The sequence below is a fragment of the Variovorax sp. MPBD4-3 genome (assembly GCF_058809745.1).
On the sequence record NZ_JBXASW010000013.1, the window covers coordinates 1 to 24,279 of the forward strand.

At 67.1% G+C, this 24,279-nt stretch carries 27 protein-coding genes; 15 read left to right on the top strand and 12 right to left on the bottom strand.

Annotated elements, in window-relative coordinates; all coding sequences use genetic code 11:
• Window positions 1-197 precede the first annotated feature (197 nt).
• Window positions 198-1,319 (top strand): MBL fold metallo-hydrolase, encoded by a 1,122-nt coding sequence (locus AC1RVW_RS10375; RefSeq protein ID WP_493199689.1) that lies wholly within the window; start codon window positions 198-200, stop codon window positions 1,317-1,319.
• Window positions 1,320-1,348: 29 nt separating this feature from the next.
• Here AC1RVW_RS10375 and AC1RVW_RS10380 read toward each other — a convergent pair whose 3' ends face one another.
• From AC1RVW_RS10380 to AC1RVW_RS10400, 5 genes are read right to left on the bottom strand one after another with little or no spacing between them, the layout of a single operon-like run.
• Window positions 1,349-1,540 carry a hypothetical protein gene (locus AC1RVW_RS10380; protein WP_493199691.1) on the bottom strand — a complete coding sequence of 64 codons (192 nt, stop codon included), beginning with the start codon at window positions 1,538-1,540 and terminating at the stop codon, window positions 1,349-1,351.
• Window positions 1,540-3,945, bottom strand: coding sequence for a DNA topoisomerase IV subunit A (parC, locus tag AC1RVW_RS10385; RefSeq protein ID WP_493199693.1), 2,406 nt, complete (start codon window positions 3,943-3,945; stop codon window positions 1,540-1,542). The genes AC1RVW_RS10380 and parC overlap by 1 nt, the downstream gene beginning before the upstream one ends.
• Window positions 3,946-3,995: 50 nt before the next feature.
• On the bottom strand, window positions 3,996-4,898 hold the full coding sequence (locus tag AC1RVW_RS10390) for a lytic transglycosylase domain-containing protein (RefSeq protein WP_493199695.1): 903 nt from the start codon (window positions 4,896-4,898) through the stop codon (window positions 3,996-3,998).
• Window positions 4,899-4,917: 19 nt separating this feature from the next.
• Complete coding sequence (locus AC1RVW_RS10395) at window positions 4,918-5,376, bottom strand: hypothetical protein (protein ID WP_493199697.1); 459 nt, start codon at window positions 5,374-5,376, stop codon at window positions 4,918-4,920.
• Window positions 5,377-5,406: 30 nt separating this feature from the next.
• Window positions 5,407-7,404, bottom strand: coding sequence for a DNA topoisomerase IV subunit B (locus AC1RVW_RS10400; protein WP_106933934.1), 1,998 nt, complete (start codon window positions 7,402-7,404; stop codon window positions 5,407-5,409).
• Between the two features lie 158 nt (window positions 7,405-7,562).
• Here AC1RVW_RS10400 and AC1RVW_RS10405 point away from each other — a divergent pair, with 158 nt between their 5' ends.
• The 6 genes from AC1RVW_RS10405 to AC1RVW_RS10430 all read left to right on the top strand — a co-directional run bounded on the left by AC1RVW_RS10405 (window position 7,563) and on the right by AC1RVW_RS10430 (window position 12,521).
• Window positions 7,563-8,786, top strand: coding sequence for an MFS transporter (locus AC1RVW_RS10405; protein WP_285409690.1), 1,224 nt, complete (start codon window positions 7,563-7,565; stop codon window positions 8,784-8,786).
• Window positions 8,787-8,804: 18 nt separating this feature from the next.
• Window positions 8,805-8,945, top strand: a complete 141-nt coding sequence (locus AC1RVW_RS10410; RefSeq protein ID WP_285409689.1) for a hypothetical protein — start codon at window positions 8,805-8,807, stop codon at window positions 8,943-8,945.
• A gap of 19 nt (window positions 8,946-8,964) precedes the next feature.
• On the top strand, window positions 8,965-9,534 hold the full coding sequence (locus tag AC1RVW_RS10415; RefSeq protein ID WP_493199700.1) for a class I SAM-dependent methyltransferase: 570 nt from the start codon (window positions 8,965-8,967) through the stop codon (window positions 9,532-9,534).
• A 78-nt stretch (window positions 9,535-9,612) separates the two neighbouring features.
• Window positions 9,613-10,503, top strand: coding sequence for a 4-hydroxy-tetrahydrodipicolinate synthase (dapA, locus tag AC1RVW_RS10420; RefSeq protein ID WP_106933931.1), 891 nt, complete (start codon window positions 9,613-9,615; stop codon window positions 10,501-10,503).
• A gap of 144 nt (window positions 10,504-10,647) precedes the next feature.
• The gene (gene bamC / locus AC1RVW_RS10425) at window positions 10,648-11,739 is read left to right on the top strand and encodes an NlpB/DapX family lipoprotein (protein WP_081267211.1); all 1,092 of its coding nucleotides are present in this window, start codon (window positions 10,648-10,650) and stop codon (window positions 11,737-11,739) included.
• Window positions 11,740-11,744: 5 nt separating this feature from the next.
• Entirely contained in the window at window positions 11,745-12,521 is a 777-nt protein-coding gene (locus tag AC1RVW_RS10430; protein WP_285409687.1) for an MBL fold metallo-hydrolase, read from the top strand.
• 86 nt (window positions 12,522-12,607) lie between these two features.
• On the opposite strand, the gene AC1RVW_RS10435 is transcribed toward AC1RVW_RS10430, so the two are convergent.
• The 3 genes from AC1RVW_RS10435 to AC1RVW_RS10445 form a co-directional block, all read right to left on the bottom strand.
• A complete protein-coding gene (locus AC1RVW_RS10435; RefSeq protein ID WP_081267213.1) occupies window positions 12,608-12,913 on the bottom strand; it encodes a hypothetical protein in 306 nt (101 codons plus the stop codon).
• 94 nt (window positions 12,914-13,007) lie between these two features.
• Window positions 13,008-13,508, bottom strand: coding sequence for a hypothetical protein (locus AC1RVW_RS10440; RefSeq protein ID WP_493199703.1), 501 nt, complete (start codon window positions 13,506-13,508; stop codon window positions 13,008-13,010).
• Window positions 13,505-14,647, bottom strand: coding sequence for a JmjC domain-containing protein (locus tag AC1RVW_RS10445; RefSeq protein WP_493199705.1), 1,143 nt, complete (start codon window positions 14,645-14,647; stop codon window positions 13,505-13,507). Before AC1RVW_RS10445 ends, AC1RVW_RS10440 begins: the two co-directional genes overlap by 4 nt.
• 14 nt (window positions 14,648-14,661) lie before the next feature.
• On the opposite strand from AC1RVW_RS10445, the gene AC1RVW_RS10450 reads away from it, so the two are divergent.
• Window positions 14,662-15,186, top strand: a complete 525-nt coding sequence (locus AC1RVW_RS10450; protein WP_081267216.1) for an FKBP-type peptidyl-prolyl cis-trans isomerase — start codon at window positions 14,662-14,664, stop codon at window positions 15,184-15,186.
• Window positions 15,187-15,264: 78 nt separating this feature from the next.
• Here the strand turns inward: AC1RVW_RS10450 and AC1RVW_RS10455 are convergent, their stop codons facing one another.
• The 4 genes from AC1RVW_RS10455 to coaBC form a co-directional block, all read right to left on the bottom strand.
• Complete coding sequence (locus tag AC1RVW_RS10455) at window positions 15,265-15,765, bottom strand: glycine zipper 2TM domain-containing protein (RefSeq protein WP_081267217.1); 501 nt, start codon at window positions 15,763-15,765, stop codon at window positions 15,265-15,267.
• Between the two features lie 170 nt (window positions 15,766-15,935).
• Complete coding sequence (gene dut / locus AC1RVW_RS10460; RefSeq protein ID WP_081267218.1) at window positions 15,936-16,382, bottom strand: dUTP diphosphatase; 447 nt, start codon at window positions 16,380-16,382, stop codon at window positions 15,936-15,938.
• 2 nt (window positions 16,383-16,384) lie between these two features.
• Window positions 16,385-16,855 (bottom strand): hypothetical protein, encoded by a 471-nt coding sequence (locus tag AC1RVW_RS10465; RefSeq protein ID WP_493199708.1) that lies wholly within the window; start codon window positions 16,853-16,855, stop codon window positions 16,385-16,387.
• Window positions 16,855-18,078: a bifunctional phosphopantothenoylcysteine decarboxylase/phosphopantothenate--cysteine ligase CoaBC gene (coaBC, locus tag AC1RVW_RS10470; protein ID WP_493199710.1), complete on the bottom strand. Its 1,224-nt coding sequence runs from the start codon at window positions 18,076-18,078 to the stop codon at window positions 16,855-16,857. Before coaBC ends, AC1RVW_RS10465 begins: the two co-directional genes overlap by 1 nt.
• A gap of 123 nt (window positions 18,079-18,201) precedes the next feature.
• Between coaBC and pyrG the strand changes: the two genes are divergently transcribed.
• From pyrG to AC1RVW_RS10505, 7 genes are all read left to right on the top strand, one after another.
• Window positions 18,202-19,884, top strand: coding sequence for a CTP synthase (gene pyrG, locus AC1RVW_RS10475; protein WP_081267220.1), 1,683 nt, complete (start codon window positions 18,202-18,204; stop codon window positions 19,882-19,884).
• The gene (locus AC1RVW_RS10480) at window positions 19,881-20,171 is read left to right on the top strand and encodes a DUF1330 domain-containing protein (protein ID WP_081267221.1); all 291 of its coding nucleotides are present in this window, start codon (window positions 19,881-19,883) and stop codon (window positions 20,169-20,171) included. The genes pyrG and AC1RVW_RS10480 overlap by 4 nt, the downstream gene beginning before the upstream one ends.
• Window positions 20,172-20,226: 55 nt before the next feature.
• Complete coding sequence (gene eno / locus AC1RVW_RS10485) at window positions 20,227-21,510, top strand: phosphopyruvate hydratase (protein ID WP_081267222.1); 1,284 nt, start codon at window positions 20,227-20,229, stop codon at window positions 21,508-21,510.
• Window positions 21,511-21,529: 19 nt separating this feature from the next.
• Entirely contained in the window at window positions 21,530-21,808 is a 279-nt protein-coding gene (gene ftsB, locus AC1RVW_RS10490) for a cell division protein FtsB (protein WP_081267223.1), read from the top strand.
• 135 nt (window positions 21,809-21,943) lie between these two features.
• Window positions 21,944-22,573 carry a nicotinamide riboside transporter PnuC gene (pnuC, locus tag AC1RVW_RS10495; RefSeq protein ID WP_493199869.1) on the top strand — a complete coding sequence of 210 codons (630 nt, stop codon included), beginning with the start codon at window positions 21,944-21,946 and terminating at the stop codon, window positions 22,571-22,573.
• Window positions 22,570-23,241 (top strand): AAA family ATPase, encoded by a 672-nt coding sequence (locus tag AC1RVW_RS10500; protein ID WP_493199713.1) that lies wholly within the window; start codon window positions 22,570-22,572, stop codon window positions 23,239-23,241. Before pnuC ends, AC1RVW_RS10500 begins: the two co-directional genes overlap by 4 nt.
• Window positions 23,242-23,278: 37 nt before the next feature.
• On the top strand, window positions 23,279-24,253 hold the full coding sequence (locus AC1RVW_RS10505; RefSeq protein WP_493199715.1) for a hypothetical protein: 975 nt from the start codon (window positions 23,279-23,281) through the stop codon (window positions 24,251-24,253).
• Window positions 24,254-24,279 lie beyond the last annotated feature (26 nt).

Below are 24,279 nucleotides of genomic sequence, written 5' to 3' on the forward strand. Positions count from 1 at the left end.
GCAGCGAAATAAAGGAGGAGGCCGCAGGCCGGGGGACATTCGCGGAGGGGAGTACCCGGTGGCCTGTGCACGCGCCCTGAAACAAGAGCCCGCGATATACCCCCGCTCCCCAAATGTTTCTACCGCTGAAACCATTGAACCGCGCTTAGTGGCTAGTCTCGCCCCATCCGACAAACACAAATCCAGAAGGCACTCCCATGGCTGACGACTCAGGTTCGCAGGGCTCCTACCTGCCTCAACTGCTGCGCCGCGGCACCGCACTCGCGGCCGCCGGCTGCGCCTTCGTCGCGGGATGCGGCGCCGCCGGAAGCGGCGAAACACGCTACGACAGCTCGCCCCAATTCCGCGACGGCGGCTTCCACAACATGGCCAACCCCGACCTGCCCCAACAGGCCAGCGCCTGGCGCATCTGGTCCCGCTTCATCGTCGGCAGCAAAGTCGACAGCGTGCCCGTCGACGCCATTCCGGTGAGAGCCCTCGAACGCAGCGCACTCGATGCACTCGACACCAACACCAACCACGTCGTGCGCCTCGGCCATTCTTCGCACCTGCTCAAGCTGCGCGGCAAATACTGGCTCATCGATCCCGTGTTCAGCGAGCGTGTGTCCCCTGTGCAATGGGCCGGCCCGAAGCGCTTTCACAAGCCGCCGATCACGCTCGAGCAACTGCCGCCCATCGAGGGTGTCATTCTTTCGCACGACCACTACGACCACCTCGACCTCGCGACCATCCAATACCTCGCGAAAGACGTGAAACGCTACTTCGTGCCGCTGGGCGTGCGCACGCGGCTGGTGGTCATGGGCGTGCCTGCCGAGCGCGTGACCGAACTCGACTGGTGGCAAGACAGCGAGCACGACGGCGTGAAGCTCACCGCCACGCCCGCACAACACTTCTCCGGCCGCACCCTCGGCGACCGCGACCGCACGCTCTGGGCCTCATGGGTGGTGCAAAGCGGCGACCAGCGCATCTTCTACAGCGGCGATTCGGGCTACTTCCCGGGCTTCAAGCAGATCGGCGACCGCTTCGGCGGCTTCGACATCGCGCTGATGGAAAACGGCGCCTACGACGCCATGTGGCCCGCCGTGCACATGACGCCCGAGCAAAGCGTGCAGGCCTTCGAAGACCTGCGCGGCAAGGTCTTCTTCTCGGTGCACAACAGCACCTTCGACCTCGCGTTCCACACCTGGCACGACCCGCTGGACCGCATCGCCGACCTCACCGCCGCGAAGAAGATCGAGCTGGCGACGCCGGTGATCGGGGAGGTGGTGACGGTGGGGCAGGCGCGGACGAATACGCGGTGGTGGCAGGGGCTGCGCTGAGCGGCCCACCGCCTAAACCAGGCAGCCGCCTATTCGCCGCGCTCCTTGCGCTCCCGCGCCCTTCGCACCTGCCGGCTCTCACCAGCCTGCGCGGCAATCCGGTCCTTCTCGCGCTTCTTGGCGGCCCGCTTCTCGCGCATGCGCTTGCCCAGCACGTAGCTGCCGATGCCGGTCACCACGGCAATGAAGATGCCGATGACGCTGAAGTCGATGCCGCCCATCACTGCACCCGCACGATGCTCGACGGCTTGAAGCCGAGGTCGGCCGCCTTGCCCTTGCGCGCGCGGTTGCCGCGGGCGTTGTTGAGGGTGCGGATCTCCAGTGTCTCTTCGCGCTCCTTGCCGCCGCGGCCGATGCCTTCGATCTTCACGCTGCGCGTGTAGGCGGCGGCTCCGGCCAGGGTGTCCTTGGGCTCGAGGTCGATCAGCGTCAGGCCGCGGCCGCCCTTGGGCAGGCTCTTGAGCTCGGTGATGTCGAAGGTCAGGATGCGGCCGCCGGTCGAGGCGCAGGCCACGTGCGTGGCGGCCGGCATCGGCTCGGCGCCGCTCGCGCCGCCGACCAGCGACGGACGGCAGAGCTGTTCGCCCTCGCCCACGTCGATGAAGGCCTTGCCGCCGCGCTGGCGCGACATCATGTTCTCGACGGTGGCGATGAAGCCGTAGCCGCCGGTGTTGGCCAGCAGCACGCTGGCGCCCACCGGGCCGGCGAAGAAGTGCGTGACGTGCGTGCCGGCATCCAGCTCGATGAGCGTGGTGACGGGCTGGCCGTCGCCGCGCGCGCCGGGCAGCGAAGCCACGGGCACGGTGTAGACGCGAACGCTCTTGTCCTTGGCGCTGCCGAACACGAGCAGCGTGTCGACGCTGCGGCATTCGAAGGCGCCGTACAGCGAGTCGCCCGACTTGAAGCTGTATTCGGGGGCCGAAGCGCCGTTGCCGCCGTTCGCGGCGGCCGCCTTCTCGCTGGCCCAGCCCTTCTGCGCGCGGACCCAGCCCTTCTGCGACACGATGACGGTGACGGGCTCGTCGACCACCTTCACCTCGGCCACCGCACGCTTCTCGGCCTGGATGAGCGTGCGGCGCGGGTCCTCGAAGGTCTTGGCGTCGGCCTCGATTTCCTTCACCAGCAGGCGGCGCAGCGCGGCGGGGCTGCCGAGGATGTCTTCGAGCTTCTTCTGCTCGTCGCGCAGGCCCGACAGCTCCTGTTCGATCTTGATGGCTTCGAGCCGCGCGAGCTGGCGCAGCCGGATTTCGAGGATGTCCTCGGCCTGGCGTTCGCTGAGGTTGAAGCGCGCGATGAGCGCCGCCTTCGGGTCTTCCGCCGCGCGGATGATGGCAATCACCTCGTCGATGTTCAGCAGCACCAGCTGCCGGCCTTCGAGGATGTGGATGCGGTCCATCACCTTGTTGAGCCGATGCCGCGAGCGCTTCTCGACGGTGACTTCGCGGAACGCGATCCACTCGTTGAGCATCTGGCGCAGCGACTTCTGCGTGGGCTTGCCGTCGATGCCGACCATCGTGAGGTTGATCGGCGACGAAGTCTCCAGCGAGGTCTGCGCGAGCAGCGTGGTGATGAACTCGTCCTGGCTGATGCGCGAGGTCTTGGGCTCGAACACCAGGCGCACGGCGGCGTCCTTGCTGGACTCGTCGCGCACCACGTCCAGCACCGACAGCATCGCGGCCTTCAACTGGGTCTGGTCGGCGCTCAGGGCCTTCTTGCCGGCCTTGACCTTGGGGTTGGTGATTTCCTCGATTTCCTCGAGCACCTTCTGCGTGCTGACGCCCGGCGGCAGCTCGTTGACCACCAGCTGCCACTGGCCGCGCGCCAGTTCCTCGATCTTCCAGCGCGCACGCACCTTGAGCGAACCGCGGCCGGTGCGGTAGGCATCGGCGATGTCGCTCGCGTTGCTGATGATCTGCGCGCCGCCCGGGTAGTCGGGGCCGGGCACGATGGCGAAGAGTTCTTCCTCGCTGAGCTTGCCGTTCGACTTGATCAGCGCCACGCAGGCGTCGGCAATCTCGCGCAGGTTGTGGCTCGGGATTTCGGTGGCCAGGCCCACCGCGATGCCGCTCGCGCCATTGAGCAGCGTGAACGGCAGCCGCGCGGGCAGCAGGCGCGGTTCTTCGGTGCTGCCGTCGTAGTTGGGAATGAAGTCGACCGTGCCCTCGTCGATCTCGTCGAGCAGCAGGCTGGTGATGCGCGCCAGGCGCGCTTCGGTGTAGCGCATGGCGGCGGCGCCGTCGCCGTCGCGGCTGCCGAAGTTGCCCTGGCCGTCGACCAGCGGATAGCGCTGCGAGAAGTCTTGCGCCATGCGCACCAGCGCGTCGTAGGCCGCCTGGTCGCTGTGCGGGTGGAAGCGGCCGAGCACGTCGCCGACCACGCGCGCGCTCTTGACCGGCTTGGCGCCCACGGTGCCGTTGGTGCCGCCAAAGCCCAGCCCCATGCGCGACATCGAATACAGGATGCGCCGCTGCACCGGCTTCTGGCCGTCGGACACATCGGGCAGCGCGCGGCCCTTGACCACGCTGAGGGCGTATTCGAGGTAGGCGGTCTGCGCGTAGTCGGCAAGGGTGAGGGTGGTGTCGCCGTCGGTGGGACCCTGGAGATCGAGCGGTGGTTGGGAGTCCATGAAGAAGAGAGAAAGAAAAACTGTTGCGGGCTGCGTGCTTGCTTGCGCGCTCAGCCCGGATTGACTGCCTCGTCCGATGCCTCGGCCGCGCCGGTCGGCGTGGCTGGCGGCTCGGGAATGTCGGGCATGGTCGGCATGTTGCGCGGCGTGTCCGACGGCATGTTGCCCCGGTTGATCGCGCCGCCCTGCGGCACCGTCAGCTCCATGCGGATGCGCCCCGGCGTCTTGCCGCCGCGCACGCCGCCACCCGTCGCCACGGAGGGCTTCAGGTACGCATAGAGCTGCAGCACGGTCTGCACGTAGTTCTGCGTTTCCTTGTAGTTCGGGATCTTGTTGCCAGCGCGCTGCACGGCGCCCTCGCCCGCGTTGTAGGCGGCAATGGCGAGTTCGATCTGGCCCGGGAACATCGCGATCAGGTCGCGCAGGTAGCGCGAGCCGGCGGCGATGTTGATGCGCGGGTCGAACAGCTTCTTCTCGATGGTGCTGCGCTTGTCCGCCGACACGCCGTAGCGCTGCGCGGTGGCGGGCATCAGCTGCATCAGGCCCATCGCGCCCTTGGGCGAGACCGCCTGCGCGTCGAAGCCCGACTCGGTGGCGACCAGCGCCTGCAGCAGTTCGTAGTCGATGGCGTGCTTGCTCGATGCGTCGCGCAGCGCGGCCTTGGCGGTCTTGTAGCCGGGCGAGGCCTCGAACATGGCGAGCAGCGTCTGCGAGGCCTGCGGCACCTTGCCGTCGATGCCGCGCGCGCCGCGCCCGAGCGGGGAGATGCCCTTGGCCGTGTCGAAGCTCTGGCCGCCGCGAAAGAAGATCTGGTAGCGCTCGTCGATTTTTTCGGAGGCGAAGTGCGCGACGCCCTTGCTGTCGATGTAGCCGTAGATGTCGGCGGCGTGCGCGCCCTGCTGCGACAGCACCAGGGCTGCACAAAGCATGAAGGGGCGGAACCAGGGTTTCATTGCGATGCGGTCCTGGTCTTTACAGCCGCCAGCCGTAGCGCTTGCGGCGCTCGGCATGGACCGCAGCGTCGTCGCCCATGCTTTGTGCGTGGCCGCCGCCCTTCAGTCCGACCCAGAGCGACATGCCACCCAGCGCAAGCACGAGGAAAAAGACGGGCACGTGTTCGAGTTCGACGCCGGTGAAGATCATCGACACGGCCAGGCCCAAGAAGACCAGCGCGGCGCTCCAGCAAAGGATACGGCGCGTCCAGAGCCACGTGGCAGCGGCGATCCGTTCGATTCGGCTGGGCTCGGCGTTGTCATTGACCGCGTCATCCCACCACCCCATCCAGACGAATAGGAACGCCAGCAACAGGACGAGGCCGGCAAAGAACAGGTCCGGCGGCGTGACGTCCGGATAGGCGCGCACCAGCATCAGGATTGCGCCAGAAGCGCAAGCCCCCGCCAGCGAACCACAAATGATCTTGTGACTGTCCATGCCCTGTCTTGAGGAATATTCCGGTCGGAATCAGACGTCGATATCGACGTCGTCGGCGCGCAGTTCCATGAGCTCGCGCCGCGCCGCCGCTTCGCCCTTGCCCATCAGCTTGGTGATCTCGCCCTGGGTGGACGTGAAGTCGAAACGGCCCAATTGGACCTGCATCAGGCGGCGGGTGTCTGGATTGAGCGTGGTTTCCCACAATTGTTCCGCGCTCATTTCACCCAGGCCCTTGAAGCGGCTGATGCTCCAGGCGCCTTCGCGCACGCCGTCCTTGCGCAGTTTGTCGAGCGTGGCGGTCAGTTCGCCCTCGTCCAGCGCGTAGACCTTGGAGGCCGGCTTCTTGCCGCGCGCGGGGGCATCCACCCGGAACAATGGCGGTTTTGCGACATACACGTGGCCGGCTTCGATGAGCTTGGGGAAATGGCGGAAGAACAGCGTGAGCAGCAGCACCTGGATGTGCGAGCCGTCCACGTCGGCATCGCTCAGGATGCAGATCTTTCCGTAGCGCAGGCCGCTCATGTCGGGCGTGTCGTTGGGGCCGTGGGGGTCGACGCCCACGGCCACCGAGATGTCGTGGATTTCGGTGTTCGCGAAGAGGCGGTCGCGCTCCACTTCCCAGGTGTTGAGCACCTTGCCGCGCAGCGGCAGGATGGCCTGGCTTTCCTTGTCGCGGCCCATCTTGGCGCTGCCGCCGGCGGAGTCGCCCTCGACCAGGAAGACCTCGTTGTGGCTGATGTCCTTGCTCTCGCAGTCGGTCAGCTTGCCGGGCAGCACGGCCACGCCGGAGCCCTTGCGCTTCTCGACCTTCTGGCCGGCGCGCTGGCGCGTCTGCGCGGCCTTGATGGCCAACTCGGCCAGCTTCTTGCCGTAGTCGACGTGCTGGTTGAGCCACAGTTCGAGCGCGGGCCGCACGAAGCTCGACACCAGGCGCACCGCGTCGCGCGAGTTCAGTCGCTCCTTGATCTGGCCCTGGAACTGCGGGTCGAGCACCTTGGCGCTGAGCACGTACGAGGCGCGCGCGAACACGTCTTCTGGCAGCAGCTTCACGCCCTTGGGCAGCAGCGAGTGCAGCTCGATGAAGCCCTTCACAGCGGTGAACAGCCCGTCGCGCAGGCCGCTTTCATGCGTGCCGCCGGCGCTGGTGGGAATCAGGTTGACGTAGCTCTCGCGCACCGGCTGGCCGTCTTCGGTGAAGGCAACGCACCAGTCGGCGCCCTCGCCTTCGGCGAAGTTGTCGGCGTTCTTGTCGGCATGGCCGCCGCCTTCGAACAGCGGAATGACGGGGTCGCCGTTGAGCGTCTGCATCAGGTAGTCGCTCAGGCCGCCCTTGTAGAGCCACTGCTGGCTTTCCTTGGTCTTTTCGTTCGTGAGCGTGACGCTCACGCCGGGCATCAGCACGGCCTTGCTGCGCAGCAGGTGCGTGAGTTCGCCCATGGGCAGCGCGGAGGTCTCGAAGTACTTGGCGTCGGGCCATGCGCGCACAGTGGTGCCCTGCTTGCGCTCGCCGGCCTCGAGCTTGCGCACCTCGAGTTGCTCGATCACGTCGCCGCCGCTGAAGGCCAGCTTCGCCACCGAACCCTCGCGGTGGGTCGACACCTCGAGCCGCTTCGACAGCGCGTTGGTCACCGACACGCCCACGCCGTGCAGGCCGCCCGAGAAGCTGTAGGCGCCGCCCGAGCCCTTGTCGAACTTGCCGCCGGCATGCAGCCGGGTGTAGACCAGCTCGACCACGGGCGCTTTTTCCTCGGGGTGCAGGCCGAAGGGAATGCCGCGGCCGTCGTCCTCGATGCTGACCGAGCCGTCTGCATGCAGCGTGACCTTGATCTTCTTGCCGTAGCCCGCGAGCGCCTCGTCGGCGGCGTTGTCGATCACTTCCTGAATGATGTGCAGCGGGTTGTCGGTGCGGGTGTACATGCCCGGGCGCTGCTTGACGGGCTCCAGGCCCTTGAGCACGCGGATGGAGCCTTCCGAGTAGCCGGAGGACGCGGACGAAGAATTGGGGGGAGTCTTGGGGGGAGTCGCCATGGGGGCGGATTGTAGTCAGTCGCCGCCAAACAACTGGATACCCATACAGGAGGCGCTTTGATGCCCGGCGCGCATTGAAACGGCGCCTATAAATCATCAATGGCTTTGGCCGCCGGGCCGCCTGCCGAAGCAGCCATGTCGCTACATTCGACGCCATCATGCAAACGCCAGCCCGCACTCTTTCGATCAAGCAAGTCCTCTTCTGCGGGGCGATGATCGTCACGCTCTCCATGGGCATCCGCCACGGCTTCGGCCTGTGGCTGCAGCCCATCACGCAGGCGCAGGACTGGAGCCGACAGACCTTCTCGTTCGCGCTTGCCGTGCAGAACCTGTCGTGGGGCATCTTCGGCGTGTTCGCGGGCATGCTGGCCGACCGCTTCGGCGCGTTCCGGGTACTGATCGGCGGCTCTGTGTTCTATGCACTGGGGCTGTTCGGCATGGCGCATTCGCCGACGCCGCTGCTGTTCACACTGAGCGCCGGCGTGCTGATCGGCGCCGCGCAGGCGGGCTCGACCTACGCGGTGATCTACGGCGTGATCGGCCGGCAGATCCCGGCCGAGCGGCGCTCCTGGGCCATGGGCGTGGCGGCGGCGGCCGGCTCGTTCGGGCAGTTCCTGATGGCGCCCGTCGAAGGCTGGCTGATCGGCCACCTGGGCTGGCAGACGGCGCTGGCCGTGGTGGCGGTGCTGGTGCTGGTCATCGTCCCCCTGGCCTTCGGCCTGCGCGAGCCCAGGACCGAAGCCCTGGCCGGCCACCGCGACCAGTCGGTGCTGCAGGCCGTGGGCGAAGCCTTCCGCTACCCCAGCTTCGGGCTGCTGATGGCGGGGTACTTCGTCTGCGGCTTCCAGCTGGCGTTCATCGGCATCCACATGCCGACCTACCTGCGCGACAAGAGCCTGCCGGCCGACGTGGCCGGCTATGCGCTGGCGCTGATCGGGCTGTTCAACGTGTTCGGCACCTACACGGTCGGCCTGCTGGGCCAGACGCTGGCCAAGCGCAAGATACTGGCGGCGATCTATTTCGCGCGGGCGGTGTCGATCGCGCTGTTCCTGCTGGCGCCCATTTCGCCGATGAGCGTGTATGTGTTCTCGGCGGCCATGGGCTTCCTGTGGCTTTCCACCGTGCCCGCGACCAACGCCATCGTGGCGGGCATCTTCGGGGTGGCGCACCTGTCGATGCTCAGCGGCTTCGTGTTCCTGAGCCACCAGGTCGGCTCTTTCCTGGGCGTATGGCTGGGCGGCTACCTGTACGACACCACGGGCAGCTACGACATCGTCTGGTACATCGCCATTGCGCTGGGCGTGTTCGCGGCGCTGATCAACCTGCCGGTGAAGGAAAGCGCCATCGCCCGGGCGCCCCGGCCGTTGGGCGCGGCGGGCTGATTGCGTATAAAGAGCGCCATGACACCACGGATGCGCCACCACATCGTGCACGCCGGCTGGCTCGCCGCCGCGCTGGCGGTGCTGGGCGGCGTGTTCGCCATGTACGTGCATCCGGAGTTCCTGGTGACGCTGGTGGACCAGATCTGGTCCTGTTTCTGACCCCGTTTCTTGATCCGCCATGAGAGATGCAGCCACCGCGCACGGCTCGGGCGCGCCTTCCGAATGGATCGTCCGCTGGTCGCACCTGCTCGCGCCCCGCGCCAGCGTGCTCGACGTGGCCTGCGGATCCGGGCGGCACATGCGCTGGTTCGCCGGGCGCGGCCACGCCGTGACGGGCGTCGACCGCTCGCCCGAAGCCGTGGCGGCGGCCGGCGCCTTCGGCAGCGTGGTCGAGGCCGACATCGAATCGGGCCCGTGGCCGTTCGCCGGGCAGGCCTTCGGCGGCGTGGTCGTCACGCACTACCTCTGGCGGCCGCGCATGGCCGACATCGTGGCCGCGGTGGCGCCTGGCGGCGTGCTGCTCTACGAGACCTTCGCGGCGGGCAACGAGACCGTGGGCAAGCCCTCGCGGCCCGACTTCCTGCTGCAGCCGGGCGAGTTGCTCGCCGCCTGCGCCGGCCTGCGCGTGGTGGCCTACGAAGACGGTTTCGAGCCCGAGCCGCCCCGCTTCGTCCAGCGCATCGCCGCCGTGCGGGAGGCCGGGAACGCCCCCGGCCAGCCGCCCCGCCACGCCCTTAAGGGAAACTGAGGGGGCCGGGGGGCGTGTTTCCGGCGGCGCCGGAGTAAGTAGAATCGGCGCTTTCGTCCACCGACAAAGAGATTCCCCTTGGAGCAACTGACAGGCAGCATCGTCGCGCTCGTCACGCCGATGCACGACGACGGCAGTGTCGATTACCCCGCCCTGCGGCGGCTCATTGACTGGCACATCGACGAAGGCACCGACTGCCTCGGCGTGGTCGGCACCACCGGCGAATCGCCGACGGTCGATGTCGAAGAGCACTGCGAAATCATCCGCGTCTCGGTCGAACAGGCCAAAGGCCGCGTCCCCGTGATGGCAGGCTGCGGCGCCAACTCCACCAAGGAAGCCATCGAGCTCGCCAAGTTCGCCAAGGGCGTGGGCGCCGACTCCCAGCTCCAGGTCGTGCCGTACTACAACAAGCCCACGCAAGAGGGCCAGTACCAGCACTTCAAGGCCATTGCCGAGGCCGTGGGCGACCTGCCCATCGTGCTCTACAACGTGCCCGGCCGCACGGTGGCCGATATGGCGCACGACACCGTGCTGCGCCTGGCGCAGGTGCCCGGCATCATCGGCATCAAGGAAGCCACGGGCAACATCGAGCGGGCCCAGTGGCTCATCCGCGACGTGCCCAAGAACTTCGCCGTCTACTCCGGCGACGACCCGACCGCGGTCGCGCTCATGCTGTGCGGCGGCCAGGGCAACATCAGCGTCACGGCCAACATCGCGCCGCGCAAGATGCACGAGCTGTGCGTCGCCGCGCTGGCGGGCGACGTCAAGCGCGCCATGCAGATCCAGTTCGAACTGATGCCGCTGCACCGCAACCTGTTCGTCGAGCCCAACCCGATCCCGCTCAAGTGGGCCATGGCCAGGCTCGGCCTGTGCGGCGGCGCGCTGCGGCTGCCGCTCACCGAACTGGGCGAAGCCAGCCGTCCGGCGGTCGAAGGCGCGCTGCGTGCCACCGGCCTGCTCAAGAACTGAGCCCCCAAACCCCATTCCAGACCTGCGATCTGCTTTTTCCCTGGCTGCAACAAGGTTAAGCAACCTTTTGCCCGAACCATGCTCTGAGATGGCGGGCATTGCGGCCCACAGATAGACCGAACCATTCCAACAAGGAAGACGACGTTGAAGAACCTTTCGCAAATTTCGCGATATGCATTGCTGGCCACCCTGGTTGCCAGCCTCGCCGCCTGCTCCGTCCTCGAGAGCGACAAGATCGACTACAAGAGCGCCGGCAAGGCCCCGACGCTCGAAGTCCCTCCCGACCTCTCCCAACTCTCGCGCGACAACCGCTACGCCATTCCCGGCGGCGCCGTGACCGCCAACGCCTACCAGGCCGGCATTGCCAACGCCCCGGGCGTGCCCACCGCGGTGAGCAACATCGGCGACGTCAAGATGGAACGCTCGGGCACGCAGCGCTGGATCGTCGTCAACCGCACGCCCGACCAGCTCTGGGAGCCGGTTCGCGACTTCTGGCAGGAAAGCGGCTTCCTGCTGACCACCGACCAGCGCAACCTGGGCATCATGGAAACCGACTGGGCCGAGAACCGCGCCAAGCTGCCGCAGGACATCATCCGCGGCACGCTGGGCAAGCTGGTCGACTCGGTCTACTCGACCGGCGAACTCGACCGCTTCCGCACCCGCCTGGAACGCACGCCCAACGGCACCGAGATCTTCATCAGCCACCGCGGCATGCAGGAGGTCTACAACAACTCCCGCCAGGACCAGACCGTGTGGCAGCCCCGCCCCAGCGATCCCGAGCTCGAGACCGAATTCCTGCGCCGCCTGATGGTCAAGCTCGGCGTGTCGCAGGAACAGTCGAAGATCCTGGCCGCCACCACGGCGCCGGCACGCACCGCCACCATCACCAAGATCGGCAACCAGCCGGCCGTGCAGATCAGCGAAGGCTTCGACCGCGCATGGCGCCGTGTCGGCCTGGCGCTCGACCGCACCGGCTTCACCGTGGAAGACCGCGACCGCAGCGCCGGCGTGTACTTCGTGCGCTACGTGCCGCCGAACCCCGACAAGAAGGAACCCGGCTTCTTCGGCAAGCTGTTCAGCGGCTCGAGCAAGGCCGAGGCACCCCTGAAGTTCCGCATCTCGGTCAAGAGCCAGGGCGAGAGCAGCACGGTCGTTGTGATGAACGAAGCCGGCGCGCCTGAAACGTCGGCCAACGCCGACCGCATCGTCAAGGTCATCGCCGACGACCTGAAGTAACCCGCATGCTCCGCTTCCGAAGTCTCGGCAGCGGCAGCACGGGCAACGCCGCGCTGGTCGAAGCGACCAGCGGCGGCCGCACCTCCCGCATGTTGGTCGACTGCGGCTTCGGCCTCAAGCAGCTCGACCTGCGGCTGGCCCGCGCAGGCCTTGCCGCCAGCGACATCCATGCAGTCTTCGTCACGCACGAGCACGGCGACCACATCGGCTGCGCCCATTCGCTCTCGCGGCGCAACCGCATTCCCGTGTGGATGAGCGAAGGCACGTGGCTCGCCACCGGCGGGCGCGATTTCGAGGGCCTGCTGAACATCGCGCGCGACGACGCCGAGTTCACGGTCGGCGACATCGGCGTGCAGCCTTTCACCGTTCCGCACGATGCGCGCGAGCCGCTGCAGCTGCGCTGCACCGACGGCAATCGCACGCTCGGCGTGCTGACCGACCTCGGCCATGCCACGGCGCACGTGCTCGCGCGCCTGAGCGGCGTGCATTCGCTGCTGCTCGAGTTCAACCACGACAGCGAACTGCTGGCCGGCTCGGCCTACCCGGCCTTTCTCAAGCACCGTGTGGGCGGCAACTACGGGCACCTGTCGAACACGGCCGCGGCGGACATCGCGCGCGCGGTGCTGCACGGCGGCCTGCGCCATGTGGTCGCCGCGCACCTGAGCGAGCAGAACAACCGGCCCGAGATCGTGCGCCGCCTGATGGCCGAGGCACTGGGCGGCGACGAGTCGGAGATGCTCACGGCCGATGCCGCCGAGGGCTCGCCCTGGCTCGACGTGTGAGCCTCGGCTCGGCCTTGCTCACTCTCCCCTAATAAAAAAAACCGCCTCGTGGCGGTTTTTTTATCGCTCAGGCGAAAGTGCCTTGCTCATTGCTGCTTCGGCGCTTCGTTGTTCTTCTTCGCGGCCTCGGTGGCTGCATTCGCGGCATCGAGCGAAGACGAAGCACCGGGCGCCGGCGTAGCGGACGAAGTGCTCGCATCAGGCGTAGTGGTGGTGGCAGGCGCGGGAGTCGCGTCGGAAGACGGTGCGGGCGCAGGAGCGGGCGCGGGTTCGGTCACGGGCGCAGGAGGCGGCGTCACGACAGCCGGCGCTGCATCCTCCTTCTTTCCGCAGGCGACGAGCGCGGCAGCGGCGATGAGCGAGGCGATCAGGACGGACGATGACTTCTTCATGGAATCTCCTTTGGCAATGAAGGTCTGGAACGAAAAAATTCTAGACCTGCATATCGCCTCGAATATGTCTGGCAGCCGCATTCGCGGCATTGGCTTACAAGCCCAGAGTCGACGCAGGAAACGCGGGCCGCGCGATGCGCCAGCACTCGTCGATCGACTCGCGAAGCGCACGGCGCGCGCGTGCATCGGTGCCACTCACGCCGCGGCTGCGCTCGGGGTCGATGCGATGCACGAACCATGTGGGCGTCCAGATGGCGCTGGGCACTTCGGAGCCGGCGGCCTTGCCGGTCGCGCGGCATTCGATGATGTGGTCCCACATGCAGCGCCATGGAACGAAGCGCGCATGGCCGCGCTCGAGAATGTCGAAGCGCTGCGCAAGCAGCACCAGGCGTCGTCCGCTGGCCGACCATGCCTGCAGCGCCTCGATGCTCGCGCGCTCGCCGAGCGGCCAGTCGGCGAAGTCGGCATCGCTGAAGACGATCTCTTTCCAGCCCTCGCGCGCGGCGGCGGCCAGCGCCTTGCGCAGGATCGCATCGAAGGCCTCGCGGCCGTCGAAGCGCCCTTCGTTCAGCAGTGGTGCGGCCTCGTTATTCATTCGGCATGGAGCCAGCCCGCTTCCGACCAATCGGCAAGCAGCGCGAGCGCACCCTCGCTGGCGCGGCCCAGTTCGCGCGGGCCCAGCGCGCGCTGGTCGGCAAGGCGGCGCATCAGCGTGGCGTCGGCCCCGCCGGCACGAAAGCTCTCGCCGTTGATGTAGACGTGCCGCGTGTCGTAGAGCATGCGCGTGCGGCGGTCCAGCACCACGCGCTGCATGTTGCCGGGCGCCTGGCTGCCCTCGCCGAACCACACGTTGGCCTTGGGCTCCGTGAGCGACTCGCCGAGCGCGCGATCGACGGCGTCGGCATCGCGCAGCGCGGCTTCCACGGCCTTGCGCGCGAAGCCCTGCAATGCGGCGGGCATCTGAGCGGGGTTGTCGACGGCCGGTTGCGTAGGGTCGCGGTAGCGTGCCAGTTCGGCCGGGCCGGCGTCTTCCAGGTCTTCCGAGTAGGCCTGCGCCATGCGCGCAAGCAGGTCGGCACCAAGCTCGCCCAATGCGGACGAACGCAAGCCGATCGAGCAGGTCATGCAGTCGTCACCCACGGCCACGCCGTCATGCGCATAGCGAGGCGGCAGGTACAGCATGTCGCCGGGCTCGAGCACGAAGGTCTGCTCGGGCTCGAAGTTCTCGAGGATCTTGAGCGGCACGCCGGGCTGCAGCCGCAGGTCGCTCTGCTTGCCGATGGACCAGCGGCGCCGGCCCTGCGCCTGCAGCAGGAACACGTCGTAGCTGTCGAAATGCGCGCCGACACCACCGGTGTCGCTCGCGTAGCTGATCATCAGGTCGTCGAGGCGGGCATCCGGCAAAAAGCGAAACTGCCGCAACAGTTCGTGCACGCCCTCGTGGTGCAGGTCGACGCCCTGCACCAGCAGCGTCCAGGCCGGCTGCTTGAGCGGCGGCAACGCACGGCGCGGCAGCGGGCCGTGCTTGAGCGACCAGCCGGCCTTGCCGTGCCGGATCAGGCGGGACTCGACTTCTTCCTGTTCAGCGAGCGCAAACAGCGCATTGCGCTCGATCGGTGGCACCATGTCAGGAATGGCCTGGCGAACCAGCAAGGGCTTTTTCTGCCAGTACCGCCGCATGAACTGCGCGGCGCTCAGGCCGCCGAGCAACGGCAGCGGTTGATTAATCTCCATGGGAGAATTCTGCAATGGAAATCTCTGAACAATGCGTGGTCGGCTTGACCTGGACGATGAAAGACACGCTCGGCGACGTGCTGGACGTGCTCGATGAGCCGGTGGAATTCATGGTCGGCGGCGACGATCTCTTCGACGTGATCGAAGCGGCCCTGCAAGGCCATGAGCCCGGTGCCCGGGTCCAATTGCAGATCGAGCCCGAACAGGGCTTCGGCGACTTCAACGATCAACTGCTCTTCCTGGAGCCCCGCTCGCTCTTCCCAGAAGGCACGGAAGAAGGAATGACATTCGACGGCTCCGCCCTGCCCAAGGGCGTGAACGCCGACATTCCGAAGGACGCGATCTACACCGTGGCCGAGATCTACCCCGACCACCTGGTGCTCGACGGCAATCATCCGCTGGCCGGCATCGCGATCCGGCTCGACATCACCGTGCGTTCGGTGCGCGAGGCAACGGAAGAGGAAGTCGGTCGCGGCACTGCCGGCACCGGCTTCTTCAAGGTCGCGCCGATGGCGCCGGGCAACGAGACGCTGCACTGACGACGGCGGTGGCGCCCATGAAAAAGCCGGGCATTGCCCGGCTTTTTCATGCCCCCGATGGGTCGGGGAGCAGATCGGTCACATGCGCGAGATCTGGCCGTTGTCGATGCGCACGCGGTCGCCGATGCGCAGGTCGCCGGGGCTCTGCACGTCGAACGCCCGGTAGCCGCCTCGGTCGGTCTGCACCGACACGCGGTACATCTCGTAGACGCGAGGACCGTTCTGCTGGGCCTCGATGGTGTTGCCCAGCAAGGCGCCGCCCACGATGCCGAGCGCGGTGGCCGCGGCACGGCCGTTGCCGCGTCCGAACTGGTTGCCCACCACGCCGCCGATGACGCCGCCGGCCACTGCGCCGCCGCCCGAAGTGCCGGTGCCGGCGGTTTCGCTGCGCAGCACCTCGATGTTGGCCACATGGCCGTATTCGACGTAGGAGGCTTCACGGTACTGGATGGCCTGCGGCGGTGCCTGGTAAGGGTAGCGCGAGGTCTGGTAGACGGGCGCCGGCGCCACGCACGCCGTGAGCGTGGCCACTGCCAGCACGGAAGCGGTAACGGAAACGAAGCGCATTGAAATCTTCATGTTGAGAGGCTCCTCGGATAGAACGGCGCACGAACAATGCGCCTGCGTGTGTCTAACGCCGCAGCCAGAGCCACGATGACGCAAAACACACGTTGAAACCTTCGAGGCAATGGGGCTGGCCGGGTTCCGTTCTTTACCGCCCGGAAACTCAGGCTCCGCTCAGGATTCGCTCAATGCTTGCCCGTGGAGCCGTAGCCGCCCTCGCCGCGTTGCGTAGGTGCAAATTCTGTGACGACCCGAAACTGCGCCTGTACCACGGGCACGATCACCAGTTGCGCGAGCCGCTCCATCGGGTTCAGCACGAAGGGTGTGTCGCTGCGGTTCCATGCGCTGATCTTCAGTTCGCCCTGGTAGTCGCTGTCGATCAGGCCGACGAGGTTGCCCAGCACGATGCCGTGCTTGTGGCCCAGGCCCGAGCGCGGAAGGATCATCGCCGCATAGGCCGGGTCGGCCAGGTGGATCGCGATGCCGGTGCCCACCAGCTGCCAGCCGTTGGGCTCCAGCGTGATGGGAGCGTCGAGGCAGGCCCGCAGGTCGAGGCCGGCGCTGCCGGGGGTGGCATACGCGGGCAATTGATCCACCATGCGCGGATCGAGGATACGGACGTCGACTTTCACTTTTAATTGCTGCCTTGCTTCTGTTGCTGTTCTCTTTGCTTGCGGTTCGCTACTTCCAGCAGCTGCTGCCACTTGGCGACACCGGGGGTGAACTTCACGCCCTTCAATTTCTTGCCGAACCACAGGGCCATGCCCAGCAGGAGCACGAGCACGCCGAAAGGCACGCCCGAAGCCCACAGGACGAGGAACACCAGCGCGCCGACCGCGCCCATCACCTTGAGCACCTTCGGATCGAACGCACCGGGCTGGGCCTTGGGTACTTCGCCGTTGGGGAGTTCCTGCTGTTGCTGCTGCCGTTGCATGGCGGCCGTGACAGGGCCCTGCTGGCCGGGCGGTTGCGTCATGCCGACATCGAGCCCCGGTTCGCCCTCCTTCGGCGCGCGCCTGGGCAATGCGGCCTGGGCCGACAGCCGTTCGACGTAACGCGCGAAATCGCCATTGGGCGGCGTGTTCCATTGGGGATTCAGGTTCATCAGACCCTCCAGTCGGGAAGTCGTGCGGCGATCTCGGTCATCAGTTCACGGGCCAGCGTGAGCTTGGGCGCGCGCGGCAGCTCGCGCACGCCGTCGGCATCGACCAGCAGCAGCGCGTTGTCGTCCTGCCCGAAGGTCAGCGGGCCGATGTTCCCGACCAGCAGCGGAATGCCCTTGCGCTCGCGCTTGGCCTTGGCGTGCGCCGCGAGGTTCTCGCTTTCGGCCGCAAAGCCTACGCAGAAGAGCTTCTTCGACTGGGCGCGCTCGCTGCGCGCAACGGTCAGCAGGATGTCGGCGTTCTCGACGAACTCCAGCACCGGGGTCTTGCCGCTGCCGTCCTTCTTGATCTTCTGGTCGCTCTGCGTGGCCGGGCGCCAATCGGCTACCGCGGCTGTTGCTACGAAAATGCTAGCAAACTCCGCGGCACGGGTGGTGGCTTCGAGCATGTCCTGCGCGGACAGCACGTCGACGCGCGTCACGCCGCGCGGCGTGGGCAAGTGCACCGGGCCGGCCACCAGCGTGACCTCGGCGCCCGCTTCGCGGGCCGCGCGCGCAATGGCAAAGCCCATCTTGCCGGACGAATGGTTGGTGATGCCGCGGATCGGGTCGAGCGACTCGAAGGTCGGCCCGGCCGTGACCAGCACCTTCTGCCCCGCCAGCAGCTTGGGGCTGAAGAAGGCCGTGATGTCCTCGAGCAGCTGGGCGGGTTCGAGCATGCGCCCGTCGCCGGTTTCGCCGCAGGCCTGCCAGCCGTTGCCCACGCCCAGCACCGTGGCGCCGTCGGCCGCCACCTGCACCAGGTTGCGCTGCGTGGCCGGATGGCCCCACATCTCGCGGTTCATGGCCGGCGCGATGAGCAGCGGAATTCGGTCCATGGGGCGGGCCAGGCACATCAGGCTCAGCAGGTCGTCGGAGCGGCCCTGCACCAGCCGCGCGATGAAGTCGGCGCTGCAGGGCGCCAGCACGATCGCATCGGCCTCGCGGCTCAGGTTGATGTGCGGCATGTTGTTGGACTCGCGGGTGTCCCACTGCGAGGTGTAGACGGTGCGCCCCGAGAGCGCCTGCATGGTCACCGGCGTGATGAACTGCTCGGCCGCCTCGGTCATGACGACCTGGACGGTCGCGCCCGCCTTGACGAACAGCCGGCACAGCTCGGCCGACTTGTAGCATGCGATGCCTCCGGTGAGGCCCAGGACGATGTGTTTGCCGGCGAGATCTTGCATGGGCCGTATTGTTGCTCACATGCCATCCGACCCGCGGCAACAAGCCCTTGGCGGAAAGTGTCGCGAAGGGCACACCTATAATCGCAATTTCCCACTGCCCGGATTGCAAAGTCCGGAACTGGCATGACCAAATTTGTCTTCGTCACCGGTGGTGTCGTATCTTCCCTTGGCAAGGGAATCGCCTCCGCCTCGCTCGCCGCGATCCTCGAATCGCGCGGCCTCCAAGTCACCCTCATCAAGCTCGATCCGTACATCAATGTCGACCCCGGCACGATGTCGCCCTTCCAGCATGGTGAAGTGTTCGTCACCGATGACGGCGCAGAGACCGACCTCGACCTCGGCCACTACGAGCGCTTCATCAACACGCGGATGCGCAAGGCCAACAACTTCACGACCGGCCAGATCTACAAGACCGTGCTCGAAAAAGAGCGCCGCGGCGACTACCTCGGCAAGACGGTGCAGGTGATTCCGCACATCACCAACGAAATCCAGGAATACATCAAGCGCGGCGCCGGCATCGGCACTGCGCACGAGGTGGACGTGGCCATCGTCGAAATCGGCGGCACCGTGGGCGACATCGAGTCGCTGCCCTTCCTGGAGGCCGTGCGCCAGATGAGCCTGCGCATGGGCCCGAACAACTCGGCCTTCGTGCACCTGAGCTACGTGCCCTGGATCGCCGCCGCCGGCGAACTCAAGACCAAGCCCACGCAGCACACCGCGCAGAAGCTGCGTGAAATCGGCATCCAGGCCGACGCCCTGCTGTGCCGCGCCGATCGCCCGATCCCCGACGACGAGCGCGCCAAGATCTCGCTGTTCTCGAACGTGCCCGAGTGGGGCGTGATCTCGATGTGGGACGTGGACACCATCTACAAGGTGCCCCGCATGCTGCACGAGCAGGGCCTGGACGGCCTGATCTGCGACAAGCTGCGCATCAACACCCCACCCGCCAAGCTGCAGCGCTGGGACGACCTGGTCTACGAAGTCGAGCATCCGCAAAAGGAAGTGTCGATTGCCATGGTCGGCAAGTACGTCGACCTGTCGGACAGCTACAAGTCGCTGAACGAAGCCCTGCGCCACGCCGGCATGAAGAACCATGCGCGCGTGAAGATCGACTACATCGACTCCGAGACCATCAACGCGCAGGACGTGTCCCGCCTGGCCAAGTACGACGCCATCCTGGTGCCCGGCGGCTTCGGCCAGCGCGGCGTGGAAGGCAAGATCTCGGCGGCCCGCTTCGCCCGCGAAGGCAAGGTGCCCTACCTGGGCATCTGCCTGGGCATGCAGGTTGCCACCATCGAGTACGCCCGCCACGTGGCCGGCCTGAAGAACGCGAACAGCACCGAGTTCGACCCCGAGACGCCCACCCCCGTGATCGCGCTGATCACCGAGTGGAAGGACGCCGACGGCACCGTGAAGACGCGCGACGAGAAGTCCGACCTCGGCGGCACCATGCGCCTGGGCGCGCAGAGCTCCGACGTCTCGCCCGGCACGCTGGCCCACAGCATCTACGGCGACGTGGTCACCGAGCGCCACCGCCACCGCTACGAAGCCAACGTCAACTACCTCGACGAACTGCGCAAGGCCGGCCTCGTGATCTCGGCGCTCACGCAGCGCGAGCACCTGACCGAGATCGTCGAGCTGCCGCAGGACGTGCACCCGTGGTTCATGGGCGTGCAGTTCCACCCCGAGTTCAAGTCGACCCCGTGGGGCGGCCATCCGCTGTTCAACGCCTTCATCAAGGCGGCGCTCGAACACAAGGAAAAGGGCGCGGGCAGCACCAACAAGGCACTGAAGGCCGTCGCATGAGCAGCGGATACGTCATCGCCCACGTCGAGGTGACCAACCCGACGCAGTACGAGGAATACAAGAAGTGGTCGAGCGCCGCCATGCAGGCGCACGGCGCCGAGGTGTGCGTGCGCGGCGGCCAGGTGCAGCCGCTGGAGGGCGACTGGAAGCCCACGCGCGTCGTCATCCTCAAGTTCGCCAGCTTCGAGAAGGCCAAGGCCTTCTACGACACGCCCGAATACCTCAAGGCCCGCGAAGCGCGTGCCGGCGCCGCGATCATGAACATGATCGCCGTCGAGGGCCTCTGAGCCTCCTGCCCCATTTATTCATCCGCCAAAGAGAACCGAAAGAGAAAGACAAAAGATGAGTGCAATCGTTGACATCGTCGGCCGCGAAATTCTCGACAGCCGAGGCAACCCCACCGTCGAGTGCGACGTGCTGCTGGAGTCGGGCACCATGGGCCGTGCGGCCGTGCCCTCGGGCGCGTCGACCGGTTCGCGCGAAGCCATCGAGCTGCGCGACGGCGACAAGAGCCGCTACCTGGGCAAGGGCGTGCTCAAGGCCGTGGAGAACATCAACACCGAGATCTCGGAAGCCGTGCTCGGCCTCGACGCCAGCGAACAGGCCTTCCTCGATCGCACGATGATCGACCTCGACGGCACCGACAACAAGGGCCGCCTGGGCGCCAACGCCACCCTCGCCGTGTCGATGGCCGTGGCCCGCGCCGCGGCCGAAGAGTCCGGCCTGCCGCTGTACCGCTACTTCGGCGGCATGGGCGGCATGCAGCTGCCGGTGCCGATGATGAACGTCATCAACGGCGGCGCGCACGCCAACAACAGCCTCGACCTGCAGGAGTTCATGATCATCCCCGTGGGCGCCAAGAGCTTCCGCGAGGCCGTGCGCTACGGCGCCGAGGTGTTCCATGCACTCAAGAAGATCCTGGGCGACCGCGGCATCAGCACGGCCGTGGGCGACGAAGGCGGCTTCGCCCCCAGCGTCGAGAGCCATGAAGCGGCCATCCAGCTGATCCTGGAAGCCATCGACAAGGCCGGCTACACGGCGGGCGAGCAGATCGCCCTGGGCCTGGACTGCGCGGCCAGCGAGTTCTACAAGGACGGCAAGTACGTGCTGTCGGGCGAAAACCTCTCGCTCACGTCCGAAAGCTGGACCGACATGCTCGCGACCTGGGTCGACAAGTACCCGATCATCAGCATCGAAGACGGCATGCACGAAGGCGACTGGGACGGCTGGAAGCACCTGACCGAACGCCTGGGCAAGCGCGTGCAGCTGGTGGGCGACGACCTGTTCGTCACCAACACCAAGATCCTGCAAGAGGGCATCGACAAGGGCATCGCCAACTCGATCCTCATCAAGATCAACCAGATCGGCACGCTGACCGAGACCTTCGCCGCCATCGAGATGGCCAAGCGCGCGGGCTACACGGCCGTGATCTCGCACCGCTCGGGCGAAACCGAAGACAGCACCATCGCCGACATCGCGGTGGGCACCAACGCCGGCCAGATCAAGACCGGCTCGCTGTCGCGCTCGGACCGCATCGCCAAGTACAACCAGCTGCTGCGCATCGAAGAAGACCTCGGCGACATCGCCGTGTACCCGGGCCGCGGCGCGTTCTACAACCTGAAGTAACGCACCGGACGCCCCGCGCATGCGCGCCCGACTCGTTCCACCGATCATCCTGCTGCTTCTGCTGGGCGTCCTGCAGTGGCAGCTGTGGAACGGGCGCGGCAGCGTGCGCGACGTGGCGCAGCTGCGGACCAAGCTGGCCGACCAGAAGGAAGCCAACGCCAAGGCCACGCTGAACAACGAGCGCCTGACCTCGGAGGTCAACGACCTCAAGGAAGGCCTCGAAATGGTCGAGGAACGCGCGCGGGCGGAACTCGGCATGGTGAAGCCGAACGAAGTGTTCGTCCAGATCGCGCACTAAGATGACCCCCAGTCTTCGCGCACTTCGTGTCGCTTCGCCAACCCCCTTCCAGGGGGCGACACCGGCGGCCCGGCAAAGCCGGTTCCGCGGTGTCCCACGAACAGACCGCGTCGGTGCCCTCTGGGGGCGAATCTGATTCTTGAGCTTCTCTCGGCCCCTGCTTTCCTGCTCTGGGGCTCACCCGTCAGCTGGCTCGAGCTTGTCGCCGCGCTCCTCGCGCTCGCCATGGTCGGGTGCAACATGCGCGAGATCCACTGGGGATGGCCGCTGGCCATCGTCAGTTCGCTGCTCTATGTGGCCGTCTTCGCCAAGGCGCGCATCTACGGCGACGCCTCGCTCCAGGTCTTCTTCGCTTTCGTCGCCCTGTGGGGCTGGGCGCAGTGGCTGCGCGGCCATCGGGCGGACGGGAGCGTCCTGCATGTCAGCCGGCTTTCGCCGCGCGGCATTGCCCTCGCGCTGGCCGCCTGCGCCTTGGCGTGGCCGGCCGTCGCCCTCTTCCTGCGCCGCTTCACCGACACCGACGTGCCCTGGTGGGACGGCTTCGCCACCGGGCTGAGCCTGGTCGGGCAGTTCCTGCTCGGGCGCAAGTTCATCGAGAACTGGCTGGTCTGGCTGGCGGTGAACGTGGTCAGCGTGGGCCTGTTCATCCACAAGGGCCTGTGGCTCACGGTCGGCCTGTACGCGGTGTTCGCCGCGCTCAGCGTGGCCGGCTACCTGGCATGGCGGCAGCGCCTGCCGAAAGCGGCGCAGGCGGCACGCGCATGACGCCCACCCTGCCGACCGGCTGCGTCATCGCGCTGCTGGGCGCCGAAAGCACCGGCAAGACCGAGCTGGCGCGCGCCATCGCGCAGCGCCTGCAGGACCGCGGAACCCCGGTAACGCTCGTCGGCGAATACCTGCGCGAATGGTGCGAGCGCGAAGGCCGCACGCCGCGCCCCGACGAACAGCAGGCCATTGCCGACGAGCAGACCCGCCGCATCGGCGTCGCCGCCGCGTCGGGCGTGGTGGTGGCCGATACCACCGCGCTCATGACGGCGGTCTACAGCGAACAGCTGTTCGCCGACACCTCGCTCTACGAAGGTGCCCTGGCGGCGCAGCGGCGCTATGCCATCACGCTGCTCACCGCGCTCGACCTACCCTGGGTGGCCGACGACATGCGCGACGGTCCGCATGCGCAGCAGCCGACCGACACGCTGGTGCGCGCCGCGCTCATCGGCGCCAGGCTCTCGTTCGCCGTGGTGCATGGCAGCGGCGGCGAGCGCCTTGCCAACGCCTGGAACGCGATCAACTCGATCGCGGGCAACGAAGGCCGCACGCGCGCACGCGGCCGGCTCGAAGCCAAGCCCGCCTCGTGGTCATGGCCTTGCGAGAAATGCTCCGACCCGGAATGCGAACATAAGCTCTTCAGCGACCTGATCGCGCGCCGCGAATAAGCCAGCGGCGCGCACCATCCCCTTCACCGGAGACCCGATGCACCTTTCGACAGCCGCGCGCCTCGCCCCTGCCACCACATTCATCGCCCTGCTGCTGGCCGTGGGCCATGCCGCTGCCGCCCCCGTCGCGGCCACCATAGAGAACGGCACCACGACCACCGCCTGCGCAGAGGAAGACAACGTCTCCCTCACCCTGCGCGGCGACGGCATCCGCCACATGCGCATCGAGGCGCTGCAGCCCGACTACCTCGACAAGATCGGCAACGACGTCACGGCGCCCGACTTCTCGGGCTGCAACTTCGACGGCGGCGCCCACCCCACCGACCCCGCGCACCGCTTCAAGAAGCGCACCGTGGTGCTGCTGGACAACGCCGAGTGGCGCATCGTCGGCATGACGCTGCCGACCTTCTGGCGCCCGCAGAGCGTGCCCGTGACCGTGGGCAAGCGCAGCGACCGTGGCTTCCATCTGCTGCAGGTGTTCAGGAAGGAGAACGGCAAGGCGCTCGAGGCCATCGTGCTCTATCCGTCGGACGGCTACTGGCGGCTCAAGCCGCTGCCGGACCCGCGCTTCGGCGACGGCGTGTACGGCTCTTCGTTCCTGCTCGGGCCGGTGGAGGCGGCGGCGCGGCCGGTGGTGAGCATCGCGTCGATCCGCATCGTGCCGAAGCCGCTGGCGATCCACGTGCGCTTCACGAACGGCGGCAGCGCGGTGGCGCGTGTCGACGAAATCAGCCGCACGCGCACCGCGCTCGACGTCACCCTGTCGAAGCCGACGGTGAATGCGCAGCCCTTTGCGGTGCTGCGCTCGATGTACGTGACGCCGGACAACGCCGACGTGAGCGAAGTGCGCTGGCAGGCCGCGCCGCAAGCCGCGCAGCAGGTGCTGCCGCTGCCAGAGGTCAAGAGCCTGCAGGCCACGCAGGTGCGATTCGGCCGAAGCCTGCCGTCGAAGCACAACACGAGCGCGCCGGACATTTCGTTCGGCGGCTTCGACAGCAGCGAAGCGCGCTGAGCCCGCGAGCGCGCTTCGACAGGCTG